Consider the following 19,630-nt stretch of genomic DNA (forward strand, 5'->3'; position numbering starts at 1 on the left):
TTTGCAAACAAATATACATTCTGAAAAGGAAACAATTATTTTTATTCATGGATTAGTTGGCAATCGTCGCGCCTTCAAAAAAGAGCAAAAACGATTTTCTGCCTCCTACAACATTATAACTTATGACTTATTAGGTCACGGTGATGATAAAGGAGAAGCAATCGACTTTTCATTACAGCGCCTCGTAGATCAATTATTAAACTTATATGAACAAGAAGGTATTAAAAAAGCACATATTTGTGCGCTAAGTTACGGCTGTTACATCTCTACAATTTTTGCACAAATGCATCCAGAAAAAGTATTAAGTATTTGTCATATTGGAGGACATTACAATAACCCTTCTCGTTTATATAATGTATTTCAAAATTTTTGGGAGAAGCGAGGAGATGAATACTCTAAATGGCTCTCTCAATACGCAAATACTATTTTTCCAAGCGGTATATTAAAAGCAAATCCGTTCGCAGTCATTTCAAGAAATATTTACTACCGTTTCGGATTACAATTACATTCATCCATAATTGCCCAGTCATTACGACATCGGTTAGAATTCGATTTAAAATCTAAATTAAAATCACTTCCTCACCCTATACTATGGGTAATGGGAGAACATGATCATCTCTATAAATCTTGTCTATTTGATTTGAAATCTATTTTGCCTAACGTTCTATATAAGGAAATACCGTTAGCGGGACATGCAGCGAACTTATTTCGTCCTAACTATTTCCATGACTTATATGATCGATTTTTAAATGGAAAGTTAAAATAAAAACTATTAAACTTCCAATTTATTCAACTATAAAAAGGCTTCCCAAGTTTCCTTGGAAAGCCTTTTCTCTATACGAAAAGTATATAAAACTACTTTTTCTTAGTATGCTTTTGTGTAACCTAATAGGTGCTTGCTCCAGTAAGAGTTACTTACAGAACTAATACGTACACCAGTTGCATCTGTTTCTGCACTAATGAACTGACCGTTTCCTAAGTAAACACCCATGTGAGAAGGACCTGATTTATAAGTATTTTGGAAGTATACTAAATCACCTGGTTGTGGATTGCTAGTTTTTGTTTTAGAGCTCCAGTATCCAGCAACTGTTTGACGAGCGCCTTTATGACCAGTTTGATTTAATACGTAGTGAATGAATCCACTGCAGTCAAAACCAGCAGGTGTTGTACCAGCAGTTCTGTATGGTGAACCATTTAAAGATCTAGCGAATCCAGCGATTGAAGATGTATCTCCACCTGTTGTTGGTTTTTGTACGTCTTTACCTGGTTGTTGAACGTTATTTGTAACATTATTGTTATTTGTAACGTTGTTTACTCCGCCTTTTACAAACTTAACGAAGTCTGCACTTACGTAACCTGTGCGGCCGTTATGGTTAATTTTGTACCAACCATTTTCAGCACCAGTAACGTTTAATACTTTACCATTTGTTACTCCACCGATTACAGCGTTGTATGTAGCTGGGCCTGTACGTACTTTTAAAGCACCAGTGTTAACAACATAAGAACCACCAGTTTGAACTGTTGTAGTATTGTTGTTTGTAGTTGGTTGTTGTGTTTCGTTAGATACAGCAGAACCACCTTTTGTTACGAAGTCTTTGCTTACGTATCCAGTTCCACCATTGAAGTTGATTTTAAACCAATCTTGTACTTCACCTACAACTTGTACTGTTTTACCTTTGTTTACAGAACCTAATACTGTATGAGATGTACTTGGGCCTGTACGTACGTTAAGTGAAGAAACGTTTACTGTGTAAGTACCTGTTCCTTGTTGAACAGTCGTTCCTGTTTTGCCACCAGTCGTTACGAAGTCACCACTTACATAACCTGTTTGACCATTTACGTTTACTTTGAACCAACCATTTTCTTGTCCAACTACTTGTAGCACTTGGCCTGACTTTACTTTAGAAATAACGTTATGTCCTGTACCAGCACCTGAACGAACATTTAATACATCAGCAGTTACTGTGTATTTTAATTCAGAAGTTGTTTCTACAGTTTTTGTTTCAGTTACAGTCGTTTGAGTTTGAGTTTGAGTTTGTCCATTAATTTCTTTTAGCGCTTCATTTGAAACTTGTGCATGAGCAGAATCCATTCCTGGAACTGCAACGCCAGCTACAGAAGCTGCTGCTAAACCTGCAATTACTTTTTTCATAAGTTGTCTTTACTTCCTTTCCCTACTATCCTCTTAAAAAAAACTAAAACTTTAATACTTTACAATATTATCAAAGTAAAATATTCATCCAGTTCCATTTTTTAGCAAGAGTTTTATTTTTCACACAGAGTTCATTTTAAATGAACGAAGTGAAATCTGTGTGAACTTCATGTGAACTTTATCATTAATTATAGTATTTTTGCAATGATTTTTTCAAATTTCTCATATATCGCATGAAAATTCGACATTCCATTTAATATCTTAATATAAAACATCCCTTTTCTATCTTCTATAAAAAATTCTATTAACCTAATACAAACCACATTATGTATTTCCTTATAAAGCTCCTTACATGAAGTATACTTTCATCATGACAAAAATCACTCTATTTATCAATAGTATAATATTTTTAGAAAACTAAATTTCTATACTATCTACAATTTTGAAATAATTTGACGAATTGTAAGATTTATTTCAAAAAAGCCATTTCTCCTTTAAAGAAAACACACACTATATCAACTGTTCTCTTTTTCCCATAATGGAATTTATAGGATATTTATAGTATTATATACATATCTTAATAAAAAAGAATTTTAGCGAATTGATTAAAGTTTCATTCCCTTATAAAATGAAACTTTAATCAGTAAGGGTTTTATACATCCTCCGCTAATTATTAACCCTCACCACTCGGGCTGCCCATTAATACGGAGTTTTATTGGAATAAAAAGAGGAGGCATATTTGTGAGAAATATAATAGATGATCCAATACAAAAAAATATAGAGCTATACTATGCTTTTATTCAATTCGTTTCAATGATAACATTACAAAAAGTATCAGCTATTGAAACACGTAAAAACGAATTAAAAAATCAGATGAAAAATGCAGGACAAAAAAACCCTTATTACGTATAAAAAAGGTGAACAGGTTATATTCCTGTTCACCTTTTTAAATTATTTATAAATTTTCACACGGTCCTCTAGCGGTTGGAATTCTTTTTCACCAGCATGTACTACCGGTTTACCAAATGGCATTTGTGCAATAAGTTTCCAATTCTCTGGAACATCCCACTCTTTTCTCACTTCCTCATCAATTAGCGGATTGTAATGCTGTAACGTAGCACCAAACCCTTCAATTTCTAAAGCTGTCCAAATTGCAAATTGTAACATTCCTGATGATTGCTGAGACCAAGTTGGGAAATTATCTTTATATAATGCAAAGTTAGCTTGAAGGCTTTCCACTACTTCACTGTCTTCAAAATATAAAACCGTTCCATAACCACTTTTAAATGCATTCATTTTTTCTTCAGTAGGTGCAAAGTTATTTTCAGGTACAATTTTTCGTAACGTTTCTTTCGTAATATCCCATAATTTATCATGTTGTTCTCCTAATAAAACAACAACGCGAGCACTTTGAGAATTAAAAGCTGAAGGTGTATGTTTTACAGCATGATAAATCACTTCTTGAATTTTCTCATCAGAAACTACTTGCTCTTTACTAATTGCATAAATAGATCTTCTGTCTTCAATTGCTGAGTAAAAATCTTTTGCCATCATAATTCCCTCCAATTTTCAATTGAGGCTATTTCATATGTATATATCATATTACGCCCCTCAAACTTATTATTAATAAGCTTATAACTTTATAATATCACAGCAACAAACAAACTCAAATAATAACACTTATATTTAGAAGCTTTTTCCTTTTTAAAATAAAAATAAAAAGACTGTTTGTTGTTATCTAAAATTAGTAACAACAAACAGTCTTACTTATGTAGCGATCTAGATTCGTATTTTACTTACTTAATTAACTAATCCAAATGCATACGACATTAACTTATTTGTCTCTGTAAAACGTTTTGTTTTACTTGATGTCCCCATGACCACTGTAATAATTCGATTATCACCTTGCTTTGCAGTCCCAGTAAAACAGTATCCTGCGCTATCTGTAAATCCAGTCTTTAGTCCGTCCATTCCTTCTATATATAAACTTTTATTATTTTTGTTTAACATGTCGTTTGTGCTTATAACATTAATATTATTAAATGCTAGCTGACTTTGACGTAAGTGAGTCACTTCTAATATTTCCGGATAATCTTTTATAAGATGATACGCCAATTGCGCTACATCAGCAGCCGTCATTTTTGTTTCACTTCCATCTGGCTCTTGTAATCCAGAAGCATTTGCAAATTTAGCATGTTCCGACATTTTTAACTGTTTCGCTTTTGCATCCATAAGCTGAACGAAATCTTTCTCCGATTTTGCCATATGTTCTGCTAAGGCCACAGCCGAATTATTAGCTGACTCAATCATTAATGCATGATATAAATCTTTAACAGTTAATGTGTCATTAACTTGTACTGGGATTCTCGCTCCTTCTGTTTGTGCCGCCTTCGCACTCATTTTTACTGGATCTTCCCAGCGAACTTTCCCGTTATGTATACTCTCTAGTAAGAGATACGCTGTCATCATCTTAGACATACTAGCCGGTGCAAAAGCTTCATTTTCATTATATTGATAAATAATATCTCCATCACTCGCATCGATAATCATAGCTGCTTTTGCGTTAATTTCTGGTGGGATGTACTTTGGCGGGACTACTTTTTCAGTAAATCCTGCTTTAGGTAGTTCTGCCACTTGCAAAGGTTGTCCCTCTACATTCGCTATGCTCTTTTGATTTCCTTGGAATAAGAACCAACATATCCCTAAAATAATAACTAATAGGACTGTCATCCTTCCCCATTTTAACCGATTCATTTCAAAACTCCTTTAGCAAACCTTTTATACACTCATATTTAACCTTAACAACAATTCCTTTATATAGTCAAGGTAAAAGGTATATTTATTCATATACAGCAATGATTATTTTAATTTATTTATGTTAAACTTACAATATTGAAACGTAAGAATATTCAATAATAAAATCTCGTAAATAAAGCGAAACTTTAATCAGCCCCCCAATCGGGCTACCCGTCAAATAGCGAGATAAACTATTTAATAGAAGGGATTCATACAAATGCTACTTCCAAAATCATTAAAATACGGAGACACAATTGGGATCTACTCCCCTTCTTCACCAGTAACCTACACTTCTCCAAAAAGATTTGAACGAGCAAAATCTTACTTACAACAGAAAGGGTTTCATATATTAGAAGGTTCATTAACAGGTCGATATGATTTTTATCGTTCTGGTAGTATACAAGAGCGTGCTGAGGAGCTAAATGTCTTAATAAGAAATCCTAATATTTCTTGTATTATGTCAACAATTGGTGGGATGAATTCAAATTCAATATTACCTTATATTGATTATGATGCTTTTCTAAAGAACCCTAAAATAATGATTGGGTATTCAGATGCAACTGCTTTATTACTAGGAATTTACGCCAAAACAGGAATCCCTACATTTTATGGACCAGCTCTCGTCCCTTCCTTTGGCGAATTTGAACCTTTTGTTGATTGTACATACAAATATTTTGCTGAAACTTTACTACATGATCATTCTCTTCCTTATCATATAAAACAACCATTATTTTGGTCAGATGAATTTATTAATTGGGAAGAAAAGACGAAGGAGAAAGAACTTCGACCAAACGATTGGATTTCAGTAATTGATGGAAAAGCTACTGGGCGTATTATTGGCGGGAATTTAAATACGATACAAGGAATTTTTGGTAGTCCCTATATGCCACATATTCAAAAAGGCGACATTCTCTTTATTGAGGACAGTTCAAAAGATGCAGCTACTATTGAAAGAAGCTTTTCATTACTTAAAATTAACGGTGTATTCGATAAAATTTCAGGTATTATTCTTGGAAAACACGAGCAATTTGATGATTGTGGTACCAATCGAAAACCTTTTGAAATACTATTAGAAGTACTTCAAAATCAAAGAATTCCTTTTCTAGCTGACTTCGATTGTTGTCATACACATCCAATGATTACCATACCTATCGGTGTTCAAGTAGAGTTGGATGCAACAAATAAATCGATACATATTGTAGAACCTTGGAAAAAATGAATGCATAGCTTCTATTGTTTTACAATAAAAGCCATGATACTATGTAATTTGGAATGTGAAAGGTTAAACAAAATACGTTCCAATATATATCATTAGAAAAATTAGGTATAAATATATATTTATATGCAAAAGAGAGTGAATAAATGAAACCAACTATTAAAAATTACGTATTTTTACATGTAGCTTTTTTGATATATTCTATCATTATGGTTTACATGAAATGGGCAGCTAAATTCCCCATTGCTTCCATCTCATTTTTTGTTGCTTATTTCGGACTAGTTATACTTTTATTCGGATATGCAATTTTATGGCAACAAGTAATTAAACATTTCGAAATTTCAAAAGCATATTCACATCGCGGAATTATTATACTATGGTCAATGCTTTGGTCAGTATTTCTATTTGGAGATACGATTCAGTGGAATCATTTACTTGGTGCGGCTATTATTATCGTCGGAATTGTGGTGGTGACAAAAGATGAATAGTTATATGTTATTATTTATTTTCGGGATAATTTTAGCTAATTACTCACAAATATTATTAAAAAAAGCTACTTTGCAACAATACGATTCTAGAATAAAAGAATATGTGAATCCTTATGTTATTATCGGCTACTCTTTATTTGTAATTAACGCCGGATTAAATGTTATCGCCATGAAGGGCATGGCATTAAAACAAGCATCAGCATTAGAATCCTTAAGTTATATCATCATATTAATTTTTGGTTGGTATTTCCTAGGAGAAAAAATAACGAAACGTAAACTCATCGGCAACATGATTATTATCGTTGGTGTAATCGTTTATTGTATCCAATAGTAAAAAGCTCCGTTTATCACAAACGGAGCTTTTTACTATTGACCTAAATTTTGCACTTTATCTTTCAAATCTCGAACTTGATCTACCGTCTGCATAAGCTCAGAGCTTTTAAATTGCTCTACATCCACTTTGCCTTCTTCTATCTTTGTCTTCGCCGTATCAATTAACGTATTTAACTTTTCGTTATATCCGACGATTTGTTGATGAAGATCCTTTGCTACATCAGGTGGCGTTAATTCATTGAATGCGGGTATATCTTGTTTAATTTCACTAAGCTTCGTTTCTAATTCTTTTCGAGCCTCGCTATCATTAACGGCCTTTTCTGCTAATGCTGGTGCATCATTTGCAAATGCACTTATTTCATTTACATAGTCTGTCGCCTTTTGAGCATAATCTATGGAGTTCTTTCCTTCTTCCACTATTGAACATCCCATTAAACCAATTGAAACTATGAATACTAATACAATTGATTTTATTTTCATTTTAGACCCCCTTCGTTCTTATAATTGTCTGTAATTTTCTCTATACATAACTTCTAGCTAAATTGTTTATAACCTTTTTCAAATAGCTATTTACCCTCTTACATGCCCTATTATCGTTACAACATCTATTTCTATATGTACGCTTATAATATCTTCAATTATATCCATATACCCTTGTCCTATAGCTGTTCCATAGTGTAATGTAAGCCCCTTCTTTTCATACACTGACTTTGGCACTGAAAAAATAAATCTCCTCAAGTTTCTTTCATCAGCTGGTTCCATAATTAAAACAATCCCATCCTCATCAAACATATACGCTCGCCCTCCAACTTTACATTCACTATGGCTCAGTATTGCCTTGGTCAGCAAAATTTAAAACATAATAAGTTAAGATACACTCTGCTCTATCATAAAGTGAAACTTTAATTAGCCCTCACCAGTCGACTCTTTATCGGCAAATAGCGGGATAAAAATAAAAAGCATTCATTCTTTTTTGTTAAGAATAAATGCTTTTTAAAAAATCAATTTCTAACTCTAGCATCTTTTTTTGACGAGGTTTTACTTTCCTTACGGGAACTCCAGCGTAAATATACCAATCATCTAAACTCTCTTTTACCATACTCATCGCGCCGACTGCCGTACCTTCTCCTACAATTACATTTGGAAAAATAATAGAATTAGCACCAATAATCACATGTTTTTTTAAAATAACTTTTTCTGCTTTCACATTCCTATATTGATTCGGGACGGTTGGCCCCATTAATGTATTTCCACTGAAATCATCAAGTACTGCATATACGATTGTTTTAGCTGAGATGTTTGCAAAATCATGCATTTCAATCCCAACTTCCCCTCCATATAACGCTGTATACGCTGATATGTGCGAATAACTTCCAATTGTGATTTTACCACTTAAAATGCAAAAATCATCAATTCTTACATGATTGCCAACTGATATAGCACTCGGATTATATATACTTGCTTTTTTACTAACCAATACATTTTTCCCAACAGATAAAAATCCAATTTCCTTTAGTTCTTCTTGACTATAAAAACTATTCATCTACCGACACCACCTTCTGCTCTAAACAGATTACAATTTGCTCTACTAGTTCTTTCGTCATTCCTTCCCATAAAGGTAAACTTACGATTCGTTTTGCTATTTTATTCGTCTTTGTTAAATCTGTAGACTTATAGTTTTTAAAAAGAACTTGTTGGTGGCAAGATGGTGAAAAGTATAATCTAGCTTCTATTTTCTGTTTTTTCAGTTCTTCTATTACTTGTATGTTGCGAACTTCTTCTGGACAAATGATAGGCATAAATTGGTGAATAACTGCTTCTGTCTTTTGGACTTTCCACCCTTTTTTCATTAACCCAGTATTTTGTAACAACTGTTTATACCATTCAGAAATACGAGTGCGTTCTTTTAATTTTTGATCCCACTTTTTTATAGTCGCAATCCCAATAGCTGCTGCGTATTCAGACATTTTACAATTAAACCCCATCATCGTGCATTCACGATTTCTATCAAATCCGAAATTCCCCATTCTTTTAATACGTTGTATATCTTCTTCGTTTTTACTATATATGAGCCCTCCTTCACCAATTCCGAAAGGCTTTGTTGCATGAAAGCTATATACGATCATTCCACTAAAATCTTGACCGTAATGCATTCCTCCATTCATTAAACCAAATCCCGGCGCCGCATCTACGACAACCGGAATCCCCTTCTTCTCTAATTCTTCATATTCTTCTAAGTTCATCCATGATCCAAAAGTGGCGTACGGGACAACAATCGCAACCTCTTCTTTTAATTCTTCTATCTTATGCAAAAGTACGGTTTTATCCATATACCAATCATCTATTGAAATATCAATAAAGTAAGGTTCCAATCCACACCAAATAGCGGCTAAGGCAGTCGCAGGGAATGTAAAGCTAGGCATGAGAGCATACTTTCCCTTTCTTCTTTTCTTTAGTTGAATAGCCGCCATTAACCCTAACGTTGCGTTTGCTACTGTTGTAACAGCTCCCCTGTTTTGAAAAAATGACGACATAATTGTTTCCTCAAAACGTTGATTTATAGGTCCATAATTCGTATATATGTGAGATGTATCAATTTCCTTCAATTCATCCAAATACTCACTTACAGGTACAGTTGAAGCACGTAAAAAAGGAATACTCTCCATATCTATCTATTCCTTCCTATCATTTTCGGACAATATAGAGCATATCTGTTTCAGATAATCCAAATTTCCTAGCACTTTTCATTCCTTGTTTTTCCGCTATGTTATATAATTCTACCTTAAATCCTGCATTCATTAATCGTTGAATAAATCCCGATTGATTGTAAATTCTCACATGATCTTCTTGACCAAAAGCTAATTTCCTCAATTGTGGTGTTACAATTAATTCATTCTCTATAATAAAATCTACATTCATTACGATCGGTACTTGAATAATTCCCCATCCATTTGGCTTTAACACTCTATATAACTCTCGCATTGCTTTGTCATCATCAGGAACGTGTTCTAACACATGGCTACATACTATTACATCAAAAGTATTACTATCATATGTAATCCTTGTAACATCAATTTCCTTCATTAATGGATCCTTTGGTTCTAAGTCACCACATACATACGTAATATTTTTATACTCGTTAAACCAATCTCTTAACTTTGCTTCAGGTGCAATATGAAGCATAGTATATTTTCTATTTAACAAGTCCGTTTCCGTTTCAATGTACGCACGGTACAATCTTTCACGATCCATCGAATTACAAACTGGACATATCCCTGTATCTTTATTCCACATTTCAAATTTATATTTCGGAAAATCATAATGTGCTGGCCAAGGTGAAAATTTTTCAAATTGTTGATTGCAATATTGACAATAACAACATTCTTTCTCGAACATATGAGCAACTAACTTGTTTAAGCCTTTTTTTATCTTTTCATTATAAATTTGATCTAGTTCGCCATTTCTTACTGCATCCTTAACTATAAATCCCGCATTTTCTAAACAATAAGATAAACTCTCTTTATACTCACTTTCGGAGCTTAAAAACCCACTATTATATGCATCTATAATTAATTCAATCCACTCTTCAATTGTCATTAAAATAAAATGCATTTGTTTTTGATTTTGTCCACTATGCTGTCTAAAATAACTAAGAGGTTCATGTATATAAACTACTTTTCCTTTCCTCATCATATCTAGCCAAGTTGCAATGTCATTAATAGCGGAATAAGCCTTTCCTTTAAAATATCCAAACTTCCCGTCAAACAAATTCCGATTAAACAAAACAGTTGTCGGCTCACCAACTACATTTTTCAAGTTTTTTAACATATAATTCCCTAATTCTTTTCCTTCAAAAAGTGTAGTTTCTTTCGCGATTTTCATATTTAATGTTGAAGGTGGTAATATCTCTCCATTCTCATCAATCAGTTCACGATATGACGTCACAAATGAAATATTTTCTAACGTCAAAAAGTATTTCATCATTCTCTCGATCTTTTCATGATGAAATAAATCATCATCTAATAAAAAGTTTATATAGTCCCCATTCGCAAGTTCTACACACTTATTAAAGTTTTCGGCAACTAACGGCGTTTCATTTTTAACATATGTAATACACTCATATTCACGTAAGTACGGTTGAATCATAGCATTGACTTCATCATTTGTACTGTCGTCAGAAATAATAATTTCAATATTTTCATATGTTTGATTCAAAGCGCTGTTGAGTGCTAATTCCAAGTAATAAGGTCTATTGTATGCAGGAATAAGTATACTTACTTTCGGTAAAGAAGAATTATTATTTATATGTTGTTTTTTCTTTTCTATGTTTATTTTCTTCGCTCTAATTTTTTGGTAATAGTCTAATGTATATAATATTGATGATGGAACTATCCTTCTTGCATAATCTAGAAAATTAGTTATCGCTTTGTCTAACTCTTTTTCAGTGGATAAGAAACCATATTGTTCTCCTGCTATAATACTGTGTGAAAAATCTTCTAACCCATCCATCATTTTATTAGATTCATTTAACTGTTGATCTGGATGTAATCGAAAGTAACTAAGTGTCTCTGCTATATATACAGCTTTTCCTTTACTTAATAAAGATAACCATGAAGCTATATCTACGTTACATAAATACCGCCTCTTATCAAAAATCCCAAACGGTTCTTGTAAATCATTTTTACGAAATAAAACTGTTGTCGGTTCTCCAATATAATTTTTTTGATCCACAATTACCTTATTTCCTAATTCTGTTCCCGCTATAATGGTATCCTCTTCAAATAAACGGACAGTCGAATAAATATGTCGTAGCTCTTTTCCTTTATCATCAATGACTTGACGATGAGATGTTACAAGCTTAATTTCATTATCTAAATCATCGAAAAAATACTTCATCATTTTTTCAATTTTATTCACATGAAATACATCATCATCCATTAAAAAATTTATATATTCACCGTTCGCTTCATTAAATAACATTAGCGCATTTTCAAATTGTCCGAGAGTTGATCTATTTTTTATATAAATAATATTTGAATGATCACATAAGTATTTTTGTAACACTTTTTCTGTTTCATCATTCGTGCTGTCATCTCCAACTATAATTTCTATATTAGGGTACGTTTGTTCTAACACACTACATAGCGCCTTTTCAAAGTAACGAGGACGATTATACGTAGGAATTAATACACTTACCAACGGAAGTTGCTCTACCACCTCTTCAGTTCTTTCAATACGAGTTCTCATTTTAACTCTCTCACCTCTTCGCATATTATTTATATACGCGACACAAAAATCACATTACTTTAACTGTATGGAGCCTATATACTTTTATGCAAACATGAAACAAATTATCATACTTTTCGTTCCTGAATAAACATATTTAATAATGCGGACATTTTATTTGCACCTTTTTTATTCATATGATCACTATCATAAAAATCATCGTCACAAAATAATGGCGAATCAAATAGATCTATAATTTGAAAAGAATATTGAGTTTGAAAATCATTTATAACTTTATAAAAATCTTCTTTTAATTTCTTACTACTACAATTGAAATAATGTGAAGTAACTGGGAATACAACAATCAATGGTTTTATATCATTTTTTAACAGTAATTCTAAATATTTTTTAAAAATTATTTTATTTTCAACTAAAGTTTGAGGATACGCCAATTTAGCATGTGAAGCTGCTCTTATTTTCCCGTGTTCTTCAAAAGGAATGTGAAGAGGAGTGGTATTCCACTCAGCATTTATCCAAGGCAGTATCAATGATTCATCTTTTAGTTCATCTAATAAAATATATTCAAAATGCAAATTAAAAATAGAAAGAAGTGGTTTCGGAGTATTTAGATGGGAGAATCCATCAGTGGGTAGAGGAGAGTGAACTACAGTATGATGACCATCTTGAAACAATGGATAATATACTTTGTGAATTCTATATGATTCGGAGGATAACGACATATCAAAGTAAAACGAGAAATAGGCTATTCCTATTAAACAATATTGAAATGAATGATTGTTTGATAAAAGTTGTGACGCTATTAAATAATCATAGTATAGATCTTGCGATGGAAGTGTTAATTTTATTGACTTTTTTGAGAGAAGCTCCGTACTTATGCCACAATGCGGATAAGACAAACCGGTAGCAAACAATTCATACGTCGGATCACTCTTTGCTTTTTTCATAGAAATGTATAAAGACATAAGATCCGGATTTATTTGATAGATAGAAATTAATTTATCCTTCCATTCATACATGTATTTTGTTAAATTAATAATTTTTGAACTTTGCACGCCCCTATTTATCAAGTCATTTGTAAGTTTTTCTGCGTCCCCTCTCCAAATGACTATATATTGAAAAGAACTTTCTAGACGAACAACATCTGAAACGTCCACAACATGAACTATTGTTTTACATTTATTTTTGTCTAACGTATTTCGAATCCTATCCCCTGATAATTCATCACTTAAAACAATGATTTTATATTGTTCCTTCATGTACATCCCCTCCATTATATGTATAATATGAAATTCATTTTTAATTCGTAACAATCATATACACCTGCAATCTAACAAAAAAAATAGCTCCACCATTAGGCGTAGCTATTTTTACAATTATTGCTTATTCAAATTATATTCCTTTATCTAACTCATAAAGTTTACGATACTTTTCATTTTCTTTCAGAAGTTGTTTATGACTACCTTGCATGACAATTTGGCCACGATCAAGGAATATAACTTCGTCTACATGTTCTATTCCTACAAGATGGTGCGTAATCCAAATAACAGTCTTTTCTTCCGTTGCAGAAAACATTGTTTCAATTAAAGACAATTCTGTTTTTGGATCTAAACCGATAGTCGGTTCATCAAGTACAATAATTGGTGTTTCTTGCATAAGAGTTCTAGCAAAAGCAACCCTTTGTCTTTCCCCACCAGAAAACCGCTTTCCCATTTCATGCATTTTTGTTTGTAATCCGTCTGGAAGAGAAGTAACATGTGAAGCTAATTGTGCTTTCTCTAAAGCTTTCCATATCTCTTCATCCGTCGCCTCTGGTTTGCCAATTCGTACATTATTTCCAATTGTCGTATCAAACAAATGCGGCTTTTGATTTAATACAGAAATATATTTAGATAAAAGATTCGTATGAGCTCGTTCACCATTTAGTACAACTTGGCCATTTACTGGGCTTAACGCCCCTGTTAACAATTTTAGTAAAGTAGATTTCCCTGTCCCACTTCTCCCTAAAATAGCAATTTTCTTCCCTGCTTTTATTTGTAATGATACATCTTTTAATACAATCTCATTACTATCTGGATAACTATACGATACGTGATTCAGTTCAATATCTACATGTTTTGGTTCAATATAATCTTTCTCTCCATGCAAATCCGTTTCATCATGTAAAACACTATCACTTTCTACGCCATTAAGACGATGGGTAGATTCTACATACGACGGTATTCGATCAATGGCATCTGCAATAGGAATAAGCGCGTTCGTTACAGATAAAGTCATTAATACGAAAGCTGCGATAACTGTAGGAGCAATTTGTTCACTTGCCGCTTCATTCCCAGTCCATATGATCATCGAAATAACTACAATACCTACTACTAATTGAATGATACTGTCCCGAATATGATACCAGCGTTTCACTCTCTTTTCGATTTTTAACAACTGATCATTTTGTTTTACATACTCATTAATAAATTCATCTTTACGACCACTTGCTTGCCAATCAGATAATCCAAAAACAGCATCTGTCAGTTGTTGATACAAACGGTTTCTTCCTTGCTTTAAAGTAACATGATGTTTCTTCATCAAAAGTAATGATACAAACGGAAGAAGAAAAACGATAATAGCTAACATACAACCTACAATAAGTGCAAAAACAAAATCAAATGCACCGATAACAAGTACGAAGATACTATAAACAACTAGCGCTAATATGCTAGGAAATATTGTACGTAAATATAGGTTTTGCAAATGCTCTATATCTTCGGATAACACTCCTAACATATCACCCGTTTGAAATCGAGAACGGAAAAATAACGCCTGTGGTTCTACTATTCTATATAGCCTCGTTCTCATTTTTTCTAATATACGTAGTACGACATCATGTCCGACTAAGCGCTCTATATAATGAAATCCAGCTTGCCCTATACTAAACGCTCTTGTTGCAACAATAGGAACATATACAGCCATTACATTTTCTGGTCTAAGGGCAGATTTTGAGATCAAATAACCTGAAATAAAAAGTAACATCGCTCCTGAACTAACTCCAAGAAGACCAAGGAAAATAGTTAAAGTCATTCTACCTTTATTTTGTTTTATATAAGGTTTAACCCAGTTACTCATTTCTCTCCCCTCTCTTCCCTATGAAAATGTAATGTCTCATTCTCTAAAAGTTCTTCATACGTCCCACTTTCTTTCATTTCCCCTTTATTTAAAATAAGAATATGGTCCATTTGTTTCATCCAATGTAGACGGTGGGTTGCTAAAAATACTAACTTTCCATTAAATAGACGTAACATCGCTTGCTTTATTTCAAATTCGGTTTCAATATCAAGATGTGCCGTAGGCTCATCTAATAAAATGATTGGTTTTTTACTTAAAAGCGCACGCGCCATAGCAACACGCTGTTCTTGTCCGCCACTTAGCATACGTCCACCTTCTCCAATTCTTTCGTGCATCCCATTTGGAAGTGATGTAACGAGTGAACGAAGGCCGACTTCATTAATAACTCTTTCAACTTCTTCATCTGTTGCATTTGTTTCATAAAAACGAATGTTATCCTTTAATGAAAGCGGAAAAATATAAGGTTGCTGCGGAATATAAGCGATATTTTTTTGCCAATCTTCACGAGTAGACCCGTCAATTTCCACACCATTTACAATCATCTTTCCAGCTGAAGGAGTTAAAAATCCTGCTAATACGTCGATTAACGTCGATTTGCCTGCACCACTTTCACCAATAACACCAATAGCACCGTTACCTTCCCAAGTAAAATTAATTCCTTCTAATATAGCCTTTTCAGATTCAGTATTATTAACTTTGATGTCTTGTAATTTCAAGCTACTAGAGGCATTCCATACTATATCTTCATTTAAATCTTTCTTTTGTATTCCTTTTTGTTGTTGCAAAATCTCTTCTATTTGCTCCATCGCAATTTGTCCATCTAATGTCGCATGATAATTTGCTCCCACTTGTTTAATCGGCAGAAAATATTCCGGAGCTAAAATCAAAATTGTAAGGGCTGGTAATAGTATAATCGTTCCATCTATTAAACGTATCCCTAATCCAACTGCCACAAACGCAATTGATAAACTCGTAAAGAAATCTAATGCAAAAGAAGAAAGAAAAGCAACTCGCAAAGTACGCATCGTTGCTTTTCTATACCTTTTACTTACTTTTTCAATCTTTCCTTCGTGCTGTTCACTTTTCCCTAAATACTTTAATGTTTCTAAACCTTTTAACGTATCTACAAAATGGTTCGAAAGTACACGATATATCTCGTACTGACTATCTGCCATTTTTTGCGCTGCTAATCCGAGAAGAATCATAAATATGATCACGATAGGAATCGTTACAACTAAAATGATTCCAGACTCAATATCTAGCGTAAAAACGTATAGTACAATTAGACCTGGAACGATGCTACTTCTAATCATTTTAGGAATCGTTAATTCAATATATGTTTTAAATTTCTCAATCCCTTCAATTGATAAGGTAACCAGATGACCAGTCCCAACAGTTTGAACATACCTTGGACCTAATGTGAAATATGCCTCTACTAGTTGTTTTCTTAGTAACGACCCTGTTTTTTCAGCAAAACGTTCCACTAATATTTGTGATGTTCGAACTACTATATGACGCGCTGCAAACGCGATACCAAAATAAACAATTTCACTTAATATTGTTTGTACTGTCTCTCCATGAAATAAAAACGTAATAGCTCGTGCTAAAAAGATTGTTTGCGCAATAATACTAAAAGCTTCTAAAATACTAATAATCGTTAACGCTACATATAAAATACGGCTACCGGGATAAGACGGAAGTCCTCTTTTTCTTTTCATTAGTACTCCAAATCGTTGTCTGACTTAACAGGTTGTCTAAATACATAATAACTCCATATTTGACTTCCGATAACGAAAGGCAAAATAGCAATCGCAAAGTAAGTCATAAGTTTTAATGCATAAGCTCCTGATGCTGCGTTGTAAATTGTCAAATCATTCATTGCTCCTAAAGAGCTAATCATAACACGTGGGAACATACCGATAAATACACTCGCACTTAGTAAAATGATTGTTAAACTCGTCATAAAGAAAGCCCAACCATCTCTTCTTCTTTTATTTAATAAAGTGGACACTAATAGTGCTACAAAAGCTCCGATTGGTACCATAATCCATTCTGTTCCATGAGCAGTGAAAATGTCGGTTTTCCATAACCCCACACCAGCAAAAACAAGAAGTGTAATTAATGAAAATGGTGCAATTTTTATTGCAGCAATTCGTGCACGTTCTCTCAATTTACCAGTTGTACGTATCGTAAGAAATTGTAATCCGTGAACAATACATAGTAGGAGAAACATTACTCCTCCAAGTAACGCAAATGGATGAAGTAATTGCAAGAATCCACCTACAACATTTTTACTCTCATCAATAGGTACACCTACCATAAAGTTTGCAATCGCAACTCCCCAAAGGATAGGAGGTAACATACTTCCAATAAACATCCCCCAATCCCATGCACTCTTCCATTTATGATTATCTATTTTCGCACGAAATTTAAAGGAAACACCTCTTAAAATTAAAGCAAGAAGCATAAATACAAATGGAATATAAAAACCACTAAATAAAGTTGCATACCAGTGCGGAAATGCCGCAAACATGGCTCCACCAGCACAAACAAGCCATACTTCATTCGCGTGCCAGAACGGTCCTATTGTATTTAAGTAAACTCGTTTTTCAAAATCATTCTTTCCTAAAAACCTCGAAACCATTCCTACCCCAAAGTCGAAACCTTCCAGTACGAAGAATCCAACAAACAAGATTGCAATAACTAAAAACCATAACTCATTAAGAGATAACATACTCTTCCTCCTTATCAAATGGATCATGGCTTTGATAATCCTTTTTCGTTTTCTTATTCTTGTGGCCCTTAATGGTACGAACAAATAAGTACACACAAATTCCACCCATAATTAAATACATTGATGTGAATGAAATAAGTGAGAATAATACTTCACCGAATGTTACATTTGGTGATACAGCATCTTCTGTTTTCATTACACCAAATACAACCCAAGGTTGACGACCCATTTCAGTCATAATCCACCCTACTGTATTACCGATGAATGGAAGAGAAATTGCATACACCATTAATTTTAAATACCACGTTTTTTCCGCTAAACGATCTTTTCTTGATAAGAACCATCCGTAAGCTCCTAGAAGAAGCATGAATGTTCCACTCATTACCATCGCTCTAAAACTCCAAAACATTGTATGCACTGGAGGAATATAATCTCCAGGTCCATATTTTTCCTCATATTGTTTTTGAATTTGATTCATCCCTTCAACTTGACCGCTAAACTTATCATACGATAATAGACTTAGCATATAAGGGATTTGAATTTCAAACGAATTTTCTTTCTTCTCTGTATCAATTTTCGAAAATACTGTAAATGGTGCTGGATCCTCACTTGTATTCCATAGCGCTTCAGCTGCCGCCATCTTCATTGGATGTGTCTTAATTAATTGTTGCGCTTGTGCATGACCGAAGAATAATACAAGCGCCGTTGTAATTGTTCCAACAATGATAGAAATTCGGAAAGATTTTTTAAATACTACAGTTTCTTGTCCTTTTGTAATTTTCCATGCACTTACACCAGCAATAAAGAATGCACCTGTTGCAATTGCTGCTGTAATTGTATGCGGGAATTGTACCCATAGTTGTGGGTTTTGAATAATGGCTAAGAAATCATTCATTTGTGCACGACCATCAGCTGCCATTTCATACCCGACAGGTGACTGCATAAATGCACTTGCAGTTAAAATCCAGAATGCTGATAACATCGTTCCAATTGAAAGGAGCCAAATACACATTAAGTGAATTCGCTTCGGTAATTTATCCTCACCGAATACCCATAAACCCAGGAATGTAGACTCAATGAAAAATGCCAGTAATCCTTCAATCGCAAGTGATGGACCAAATACATCACCTACAAAACGTGAATACGTTGACCAGTTCATACCAAACTGGAATTCTTGTAAAATACCTGTTACTACACCTACTGCAAAGTTAATAAGGAATAATTGCGTCCAAAACTTTGCCATCTTCTTATATACTTCTTGCCCTTTTACCACATACAACGTTTGCATGATCGCAATAATAAAAGCTAAACCAATTGACAGCGGAACAAAAAAGTAATGGAAAATCGTTGTTGATGCGAACTGTATTCGTGCCAATTCGAGCGTTTCCATACTAAAATCACTTCCTTCATAGTTTTTATAATAAAAGTTAATTGAGCAATCTTATCAAACTCAATTATTAAGAAATACGAAAAGACAAAAACATTTTGTATGTATTGTCGAAAAATATGAAGTTTCAGTTTTTCAAACTATTGTAATGCTATTTTTTACC

General features: G+C 33.4%; 18 protein-coding genes. 5 read left to right on the top strand and 13 right to left on the bottom strand.

What is annotated here, in order from left to right; translation table 11 throughout:
• The first annotated feature begins 1 nt into the window (after position 1).
• Complete coding sequence (locus ACTFR8_RS04800) at positions 2 to 766, top strand: alpha/beta fold hydrolase (RefSeq protein WP_001194306.1); 765 nt, start codon at positions 2 to 4, stop codon at positions 764 to 766.
• Between the two features lie 99 nt (positions 767 to 865).
• Here ACTFR8_RS04800 and entFM read toward each other — a convergent pair whose 3' ends face one another.
• Complete coding sequence (gene entFM / locus ACTFR8_RS04805; RefSeq protein WP_000755513.1) at positions 866 to 2,152, bottom strand: enterotoxin EntFM; 1,287 nt, start codon at positions 2,150 to 2,152, stop codon at positions 866 to 868.
• Between the two features lie 741 nt (positions 2,153 to 2,893).
• Between entFM and ACTFR8_RS04810 the strand changes: the two genes are divergently transcribed.
• The gene (locus ACTFR8_RS04810; RefSeq protein ID WP_001244279.1) at positions 2,894 to 3,064 is read left to right on the top strand and encodes a hypothetical protein; all 171 of its coding nucleotides are present in this window, start codon (positions 2,894 to 2,896) and stop codon (positions 3,062 to 3,064) included.
• 39 nt (positions 3,065 to 3,103) lie between these two features.
• Here the strand turns inward: ACTFR8_RS04810 and ACTFR8_RS04815 are convergent, their stop codons facing one another.
• Both ACTFR8_RS04815 and ACTFR8_RS04820 read right to left on the bottom strand, forming a co-directional pair.
• Positions 3,104 to 3,706, bottom strand: a complete 603-nt coding sequence (locus ACTFR8_RS04815) for a nitroreductase family protein (RefSeq protein ID WP_001987122.1) — start codon at positions 3,704 to 3,706, stop codon at positions 3,104 to 3,106.
• Between the two features lie 246 nt (positions 3,707 to 3,952).
• A complete protein-coding gene (locus ACTFR8_RS04820; protein WP_001080870.1) occupies positions 3,953 to 4,906 on the bottom strand; it encodes a D-alanyl-D-alanine carboxypeptidase family protein in 954 nt (317 codons plus the stop codon).
• Positions 4,907 to 5,165: 259 nt separating this feature from the next.
• Here ACTFR8_RS04820 and ACTFR8_RS04825 point away from each other — a divergent pair, with 259 nt between their 5' ends.
• The 3 genes from ACTFR8_RS04825 to ACTFR8_RS04835 all read left to right on the top strand — a co-directional run bounded on the left by ACTFR8_RS04825 (position 5,166) and on the right by ACTFR8_RS04835 (position 6,983).
• Positions 5,166 to 6,167, top strand: a complete 1,002-nt coding sequence (locus ACTFR8_RS04825) for a S66 family peptidase (protein ID WP_000926321.1) — start codon at positions 5,166 to 5,168, stop codon at positions 6,165 to 6,167.
• Positions 6,168 to 6,310: 143 nt separating this feature from the next.
• A complete protein-coding gene (locus tag ACTFR8_RS04830) occupies positions 6,311 to 6,652 on the top strand; it encodes an EamA family transporter (protein ID WP_000805125.1) in 342 nt (113 codons plus the stop codon).
• Entirely contained in the window at positions 6,645 to 6,983 is a 339-nt protein-coding gene (locus tag ACTFR8_RS04835; protein ID WP_001089868.1) for an EamA family transporter, read from the top strand. Before ACTFR8_RS04830 ends, ACTFR8_RS04835 begins: the two co-directional genes overlap by 8 nt.
• A gap of 35 nt (positions 6,984 to 7,018) precedes the next feature.
• Here the strand turns inward: ACTFR8_RS04835 and ACTFR8_RS04840 are convergent, their stop codons facing one another.
• The 10 genes from ACTFR8_RS04840 to cydA form a co-directional block, all read right to left on the bottom strand.
• Positions 7,019 to 7,465: a DUF6376 family protein gene (locus ACTFR8_RS04840; protein WP_000695230.1), complete on the bottom strand. Its 447-nt coding sequence runs from the start codon at positions 7,463 to 7,465 to the stop codon at positions 7,019 to 7,021.
• A gap of 90 nt (positions 7,466 to 7,555) precedes the next feature.
• On the bottom strand, positions 7,556 to 7,777 hold the full coding sequence (locus ACTFR8_RS04845) for a hypothetical protein (protein ID WP_000459099.1): 222 nt from the start codon (positions 7,775 to 7,777) through the stop codon (positions 7,556 to 7,558).
• Positions 7,778 to 7,961: 184 nt separating this feature from the next.
• On the bottom strand, positions 7,962 to 8,528 hold the full coding sequence (locus ACTFR8_RS04850; RefSeq protein ID WP_001084165.1) for an acyltransferase: 567 nt from the start codon (positions 8,526 to 8,528) through the stop codon (positions 7,962 to 7,964).
• Positions 8,521 to 9,651 (bottom strand): DegT/DnrJ/EryC1/StrS aminotransferase family protein, encoded by a 1,131-nt coding sequence (locus ACTFR8_RS04855; RefSeq protein WP_000443946.1) that lies wholly within the window; start codon positions 9,649 to 9,651, stop codon positions 8,521 to 8,523. Before ACTFR8_RS04855 ends, ACTFR8_RS04850 begins: the two co-directional genes overlap by 8 nt.
• Before the next feature lie 19 nt (positions 9,652 to 9,670).
• Positions 9,671 to 12,232, bottom strand: coding sequence for a glycosyltransferase (locus ACTFR8_RS04860; protein WP_001260425.1), 2,562 nt, complete (start codon positions 12,230 to 12,232; stop codon positions 9,671 to 9,673).
• A gap of 107 nt (positions 12,233 to 12,339) precedes the next feature.
• Positions 12,340 to 13,488 (bottom strand): hypothetical protein, encoded by a 1,149-nt coding sequence (locus ACTFR8_RS04865; RefSeq protein ID WP_061139432.1) that lies wholly within the window; start codon positions 13,486 to 13,488, stop codon positions 12,340 to 12,342.
• A gap of 133 nt (positions 13,489 to 13,621) precedes the next feature.
• On the bottom strand, positions 13,622 to 15,346 hold the full coding sequence (cydC, locus tag ACTFR8_RS04870) for a thiol reductant ABC exporter subunit CydC (protein ID WP_252209931.1): 1,725 nt from the start codon (positions 15,344 to 15,346) through the stop codon (positions 13,622 to 13,624).
• Entirely contained in the window at positions 15,343 to 17,064 is a 1,722-nt protein-coding gene (gene cydD, locus ACTFR8_RS04875; protein ID WP_000824028.1) for a thiol reductant ABC exporter subunit CydD, read from the bottom strand. The genes cydC and cydD overlap by 4 nt, the downstream gene beginning before the upstream one ends.
• Positions 17,064 to 18,080: a cytochrome d ubiquinol oxidase subunit II gene (gene cydB, locus ACTFR8_RS04880; RefSeq protein WP_000950083.1), complete on the bottom strand. Its 1,017-nt coding sequence runs from the start codon at positions 18,078 to 18,080 to the stop codon at positions 17,064 to 17,066. The genes cydD and cydB overlap by 1 nt, the downstream gene beginning before the upstream one ends.
• Complete coding sequence (gene cydA / locus ACTFR8_RS04885) at positions 18,067 to 19,470, bottom strand: cytochrome ubiquinol oxidase subunit I (RefSeq protein WP_000448869.1); 1,404 nt, start codon at positions 19,468 to 19,470, stop codon at positions 18,067 to 18,069. The genes cydB and cydA overlap by 14 nt, the downstream gene beginning before the upstream one ends.
• Positions 19,471 to 19,630 lie beyond the last annotated feature (160 nt).

This window comes from Bacillus cereus group sp. MYBK15-3 (genome assembly GCF_051916765.1).
GTDB classification, from domain to species: Bacteria; Bacillota; Bacilli; order Bacillales; family Bacillaceae_G; genus Bacillus_A; species Bacillus_A cereus.

What these genes read in the sequence shown, in the direction of transcription:
- entFM (WP_000755513.1), bottom strand. Translation starts at nt 2,152, where the DNA reads ATGAAAAAAGTAATTGCAGGTTTAGCAGCAGCTTCTGTAGCTGGCGTT.
- ACTFR8_RS04815 (WP_001987122.1), bottom strand. Translation starts at nt 3,706, where the DNA reads ATGATGGCAAAAGATTTTTACTCAGCAATTGAAGACAGAAGATCTATT.
- ACTFR8_RS04820 (WP_001080870.1), bottom strand. Translation starts at nt 4,906, where the DNA reads ATGAATCGGTTAAAATGGGGAAGGATGACAGTCCTATTAGTTATTATT.
- ACTFR8_RS04825 (WP_000926321.1), top strand. Translation starts at nt 5,166, where the DNA reads ATGCTACTTCCAAAATCATTAAAATACGGAGACACAATTGGGATCTAC.
- ACTFR8_RS04830 (WP_000805125.1), top strand. Translation starts at nt 6,311, where the DNA reads ATGAAACCAACTATTAAAAATTACGTATTTTTACATGTAGCTTTTTTG.
- ACTFR8_RS04835 (WP_001089868.1), top strand. Translation starts at nt 6,645, where the DNA reads ATGAATAGTTATATGTTATTATTTATTTTCGGGATAATTTTAGCTAAT.
- ACTFR8_RS04840 (WP_000695230.1), bottom strand. Translation starts at nt 7,465, where the DNA reads ATGAAAATAAAATCAATTGTATTAGTATTCATAGTTTCAATTGGTTTA.
- ACTFR8_RS04845 (WP_000459099.1), bottom strand. Translation starts at nt 7,777, where the DNA reads ATGTTTGATGAGGATGGGATTGTTTTAATTATGGAACCAGCTGATGAA.
- ACTFR8_RS04850 (WP_001084165.1), bottom strand. Translation starts at nt 8,528, where the DNA reads ATGAATAGTTTTTATAGTCAAGAAGAACTAAAGGAAATTGGATTTTTA.
- ACTFR8_RS04855 (WP_000443946.1), bottom strand. Translation starts at nt 9,651, where the DNA reads ATGGAGAGTATTCCTTTTTTACGTGCTTCAACTGTACCTGTAAGTGAG.
- ACTFR8_RS04860 (WP_001260425.1), bottom strand. Translation starts at nt 12,232, where the DNA reads ATGAGAACTCGTATTGAAAGAACTGAAGAGGTGGTAGAGCAACTTCCG.
- ACTFR8_RS04865 (WP_061139432.1), bottom strand. Translation starts at nt 13,488, where the DNA reads ATGAAGGAACAATATAAAATCATTGTTTTAAGTGATGAATTATCAGGG.
- cydC (WP_252209931.1), bottom strand. Translation starts at nt 15,346, where the DNA reads ATGAGTAACTGGGTTAAACCTTATATAAAACAAAATAAAGGTAGAATG.
- cydD (WP_000824028.1), bottom strand. Translation starts at nt 17,064, where the DNA reads ATGAAAAGAAAAAGAGGACTTCCGTCTTATCCCGGTAGCCGTATTTTA.
- cydB (WP_000950083.1), bottom strand. Translation starts at nt 18,080, where the DNA reads ATGTTATCTCTTAATGAGTTATGGTTTTTAGTTATTGCAATCTTGTTT.
- cydA (WP_000448869.1), bottom strand. Translation starts at nt 19,470, where the DNA reads ATGGAAACGCTCGAATTGGCACGAATACAGTTCGCATCAACAACGATT.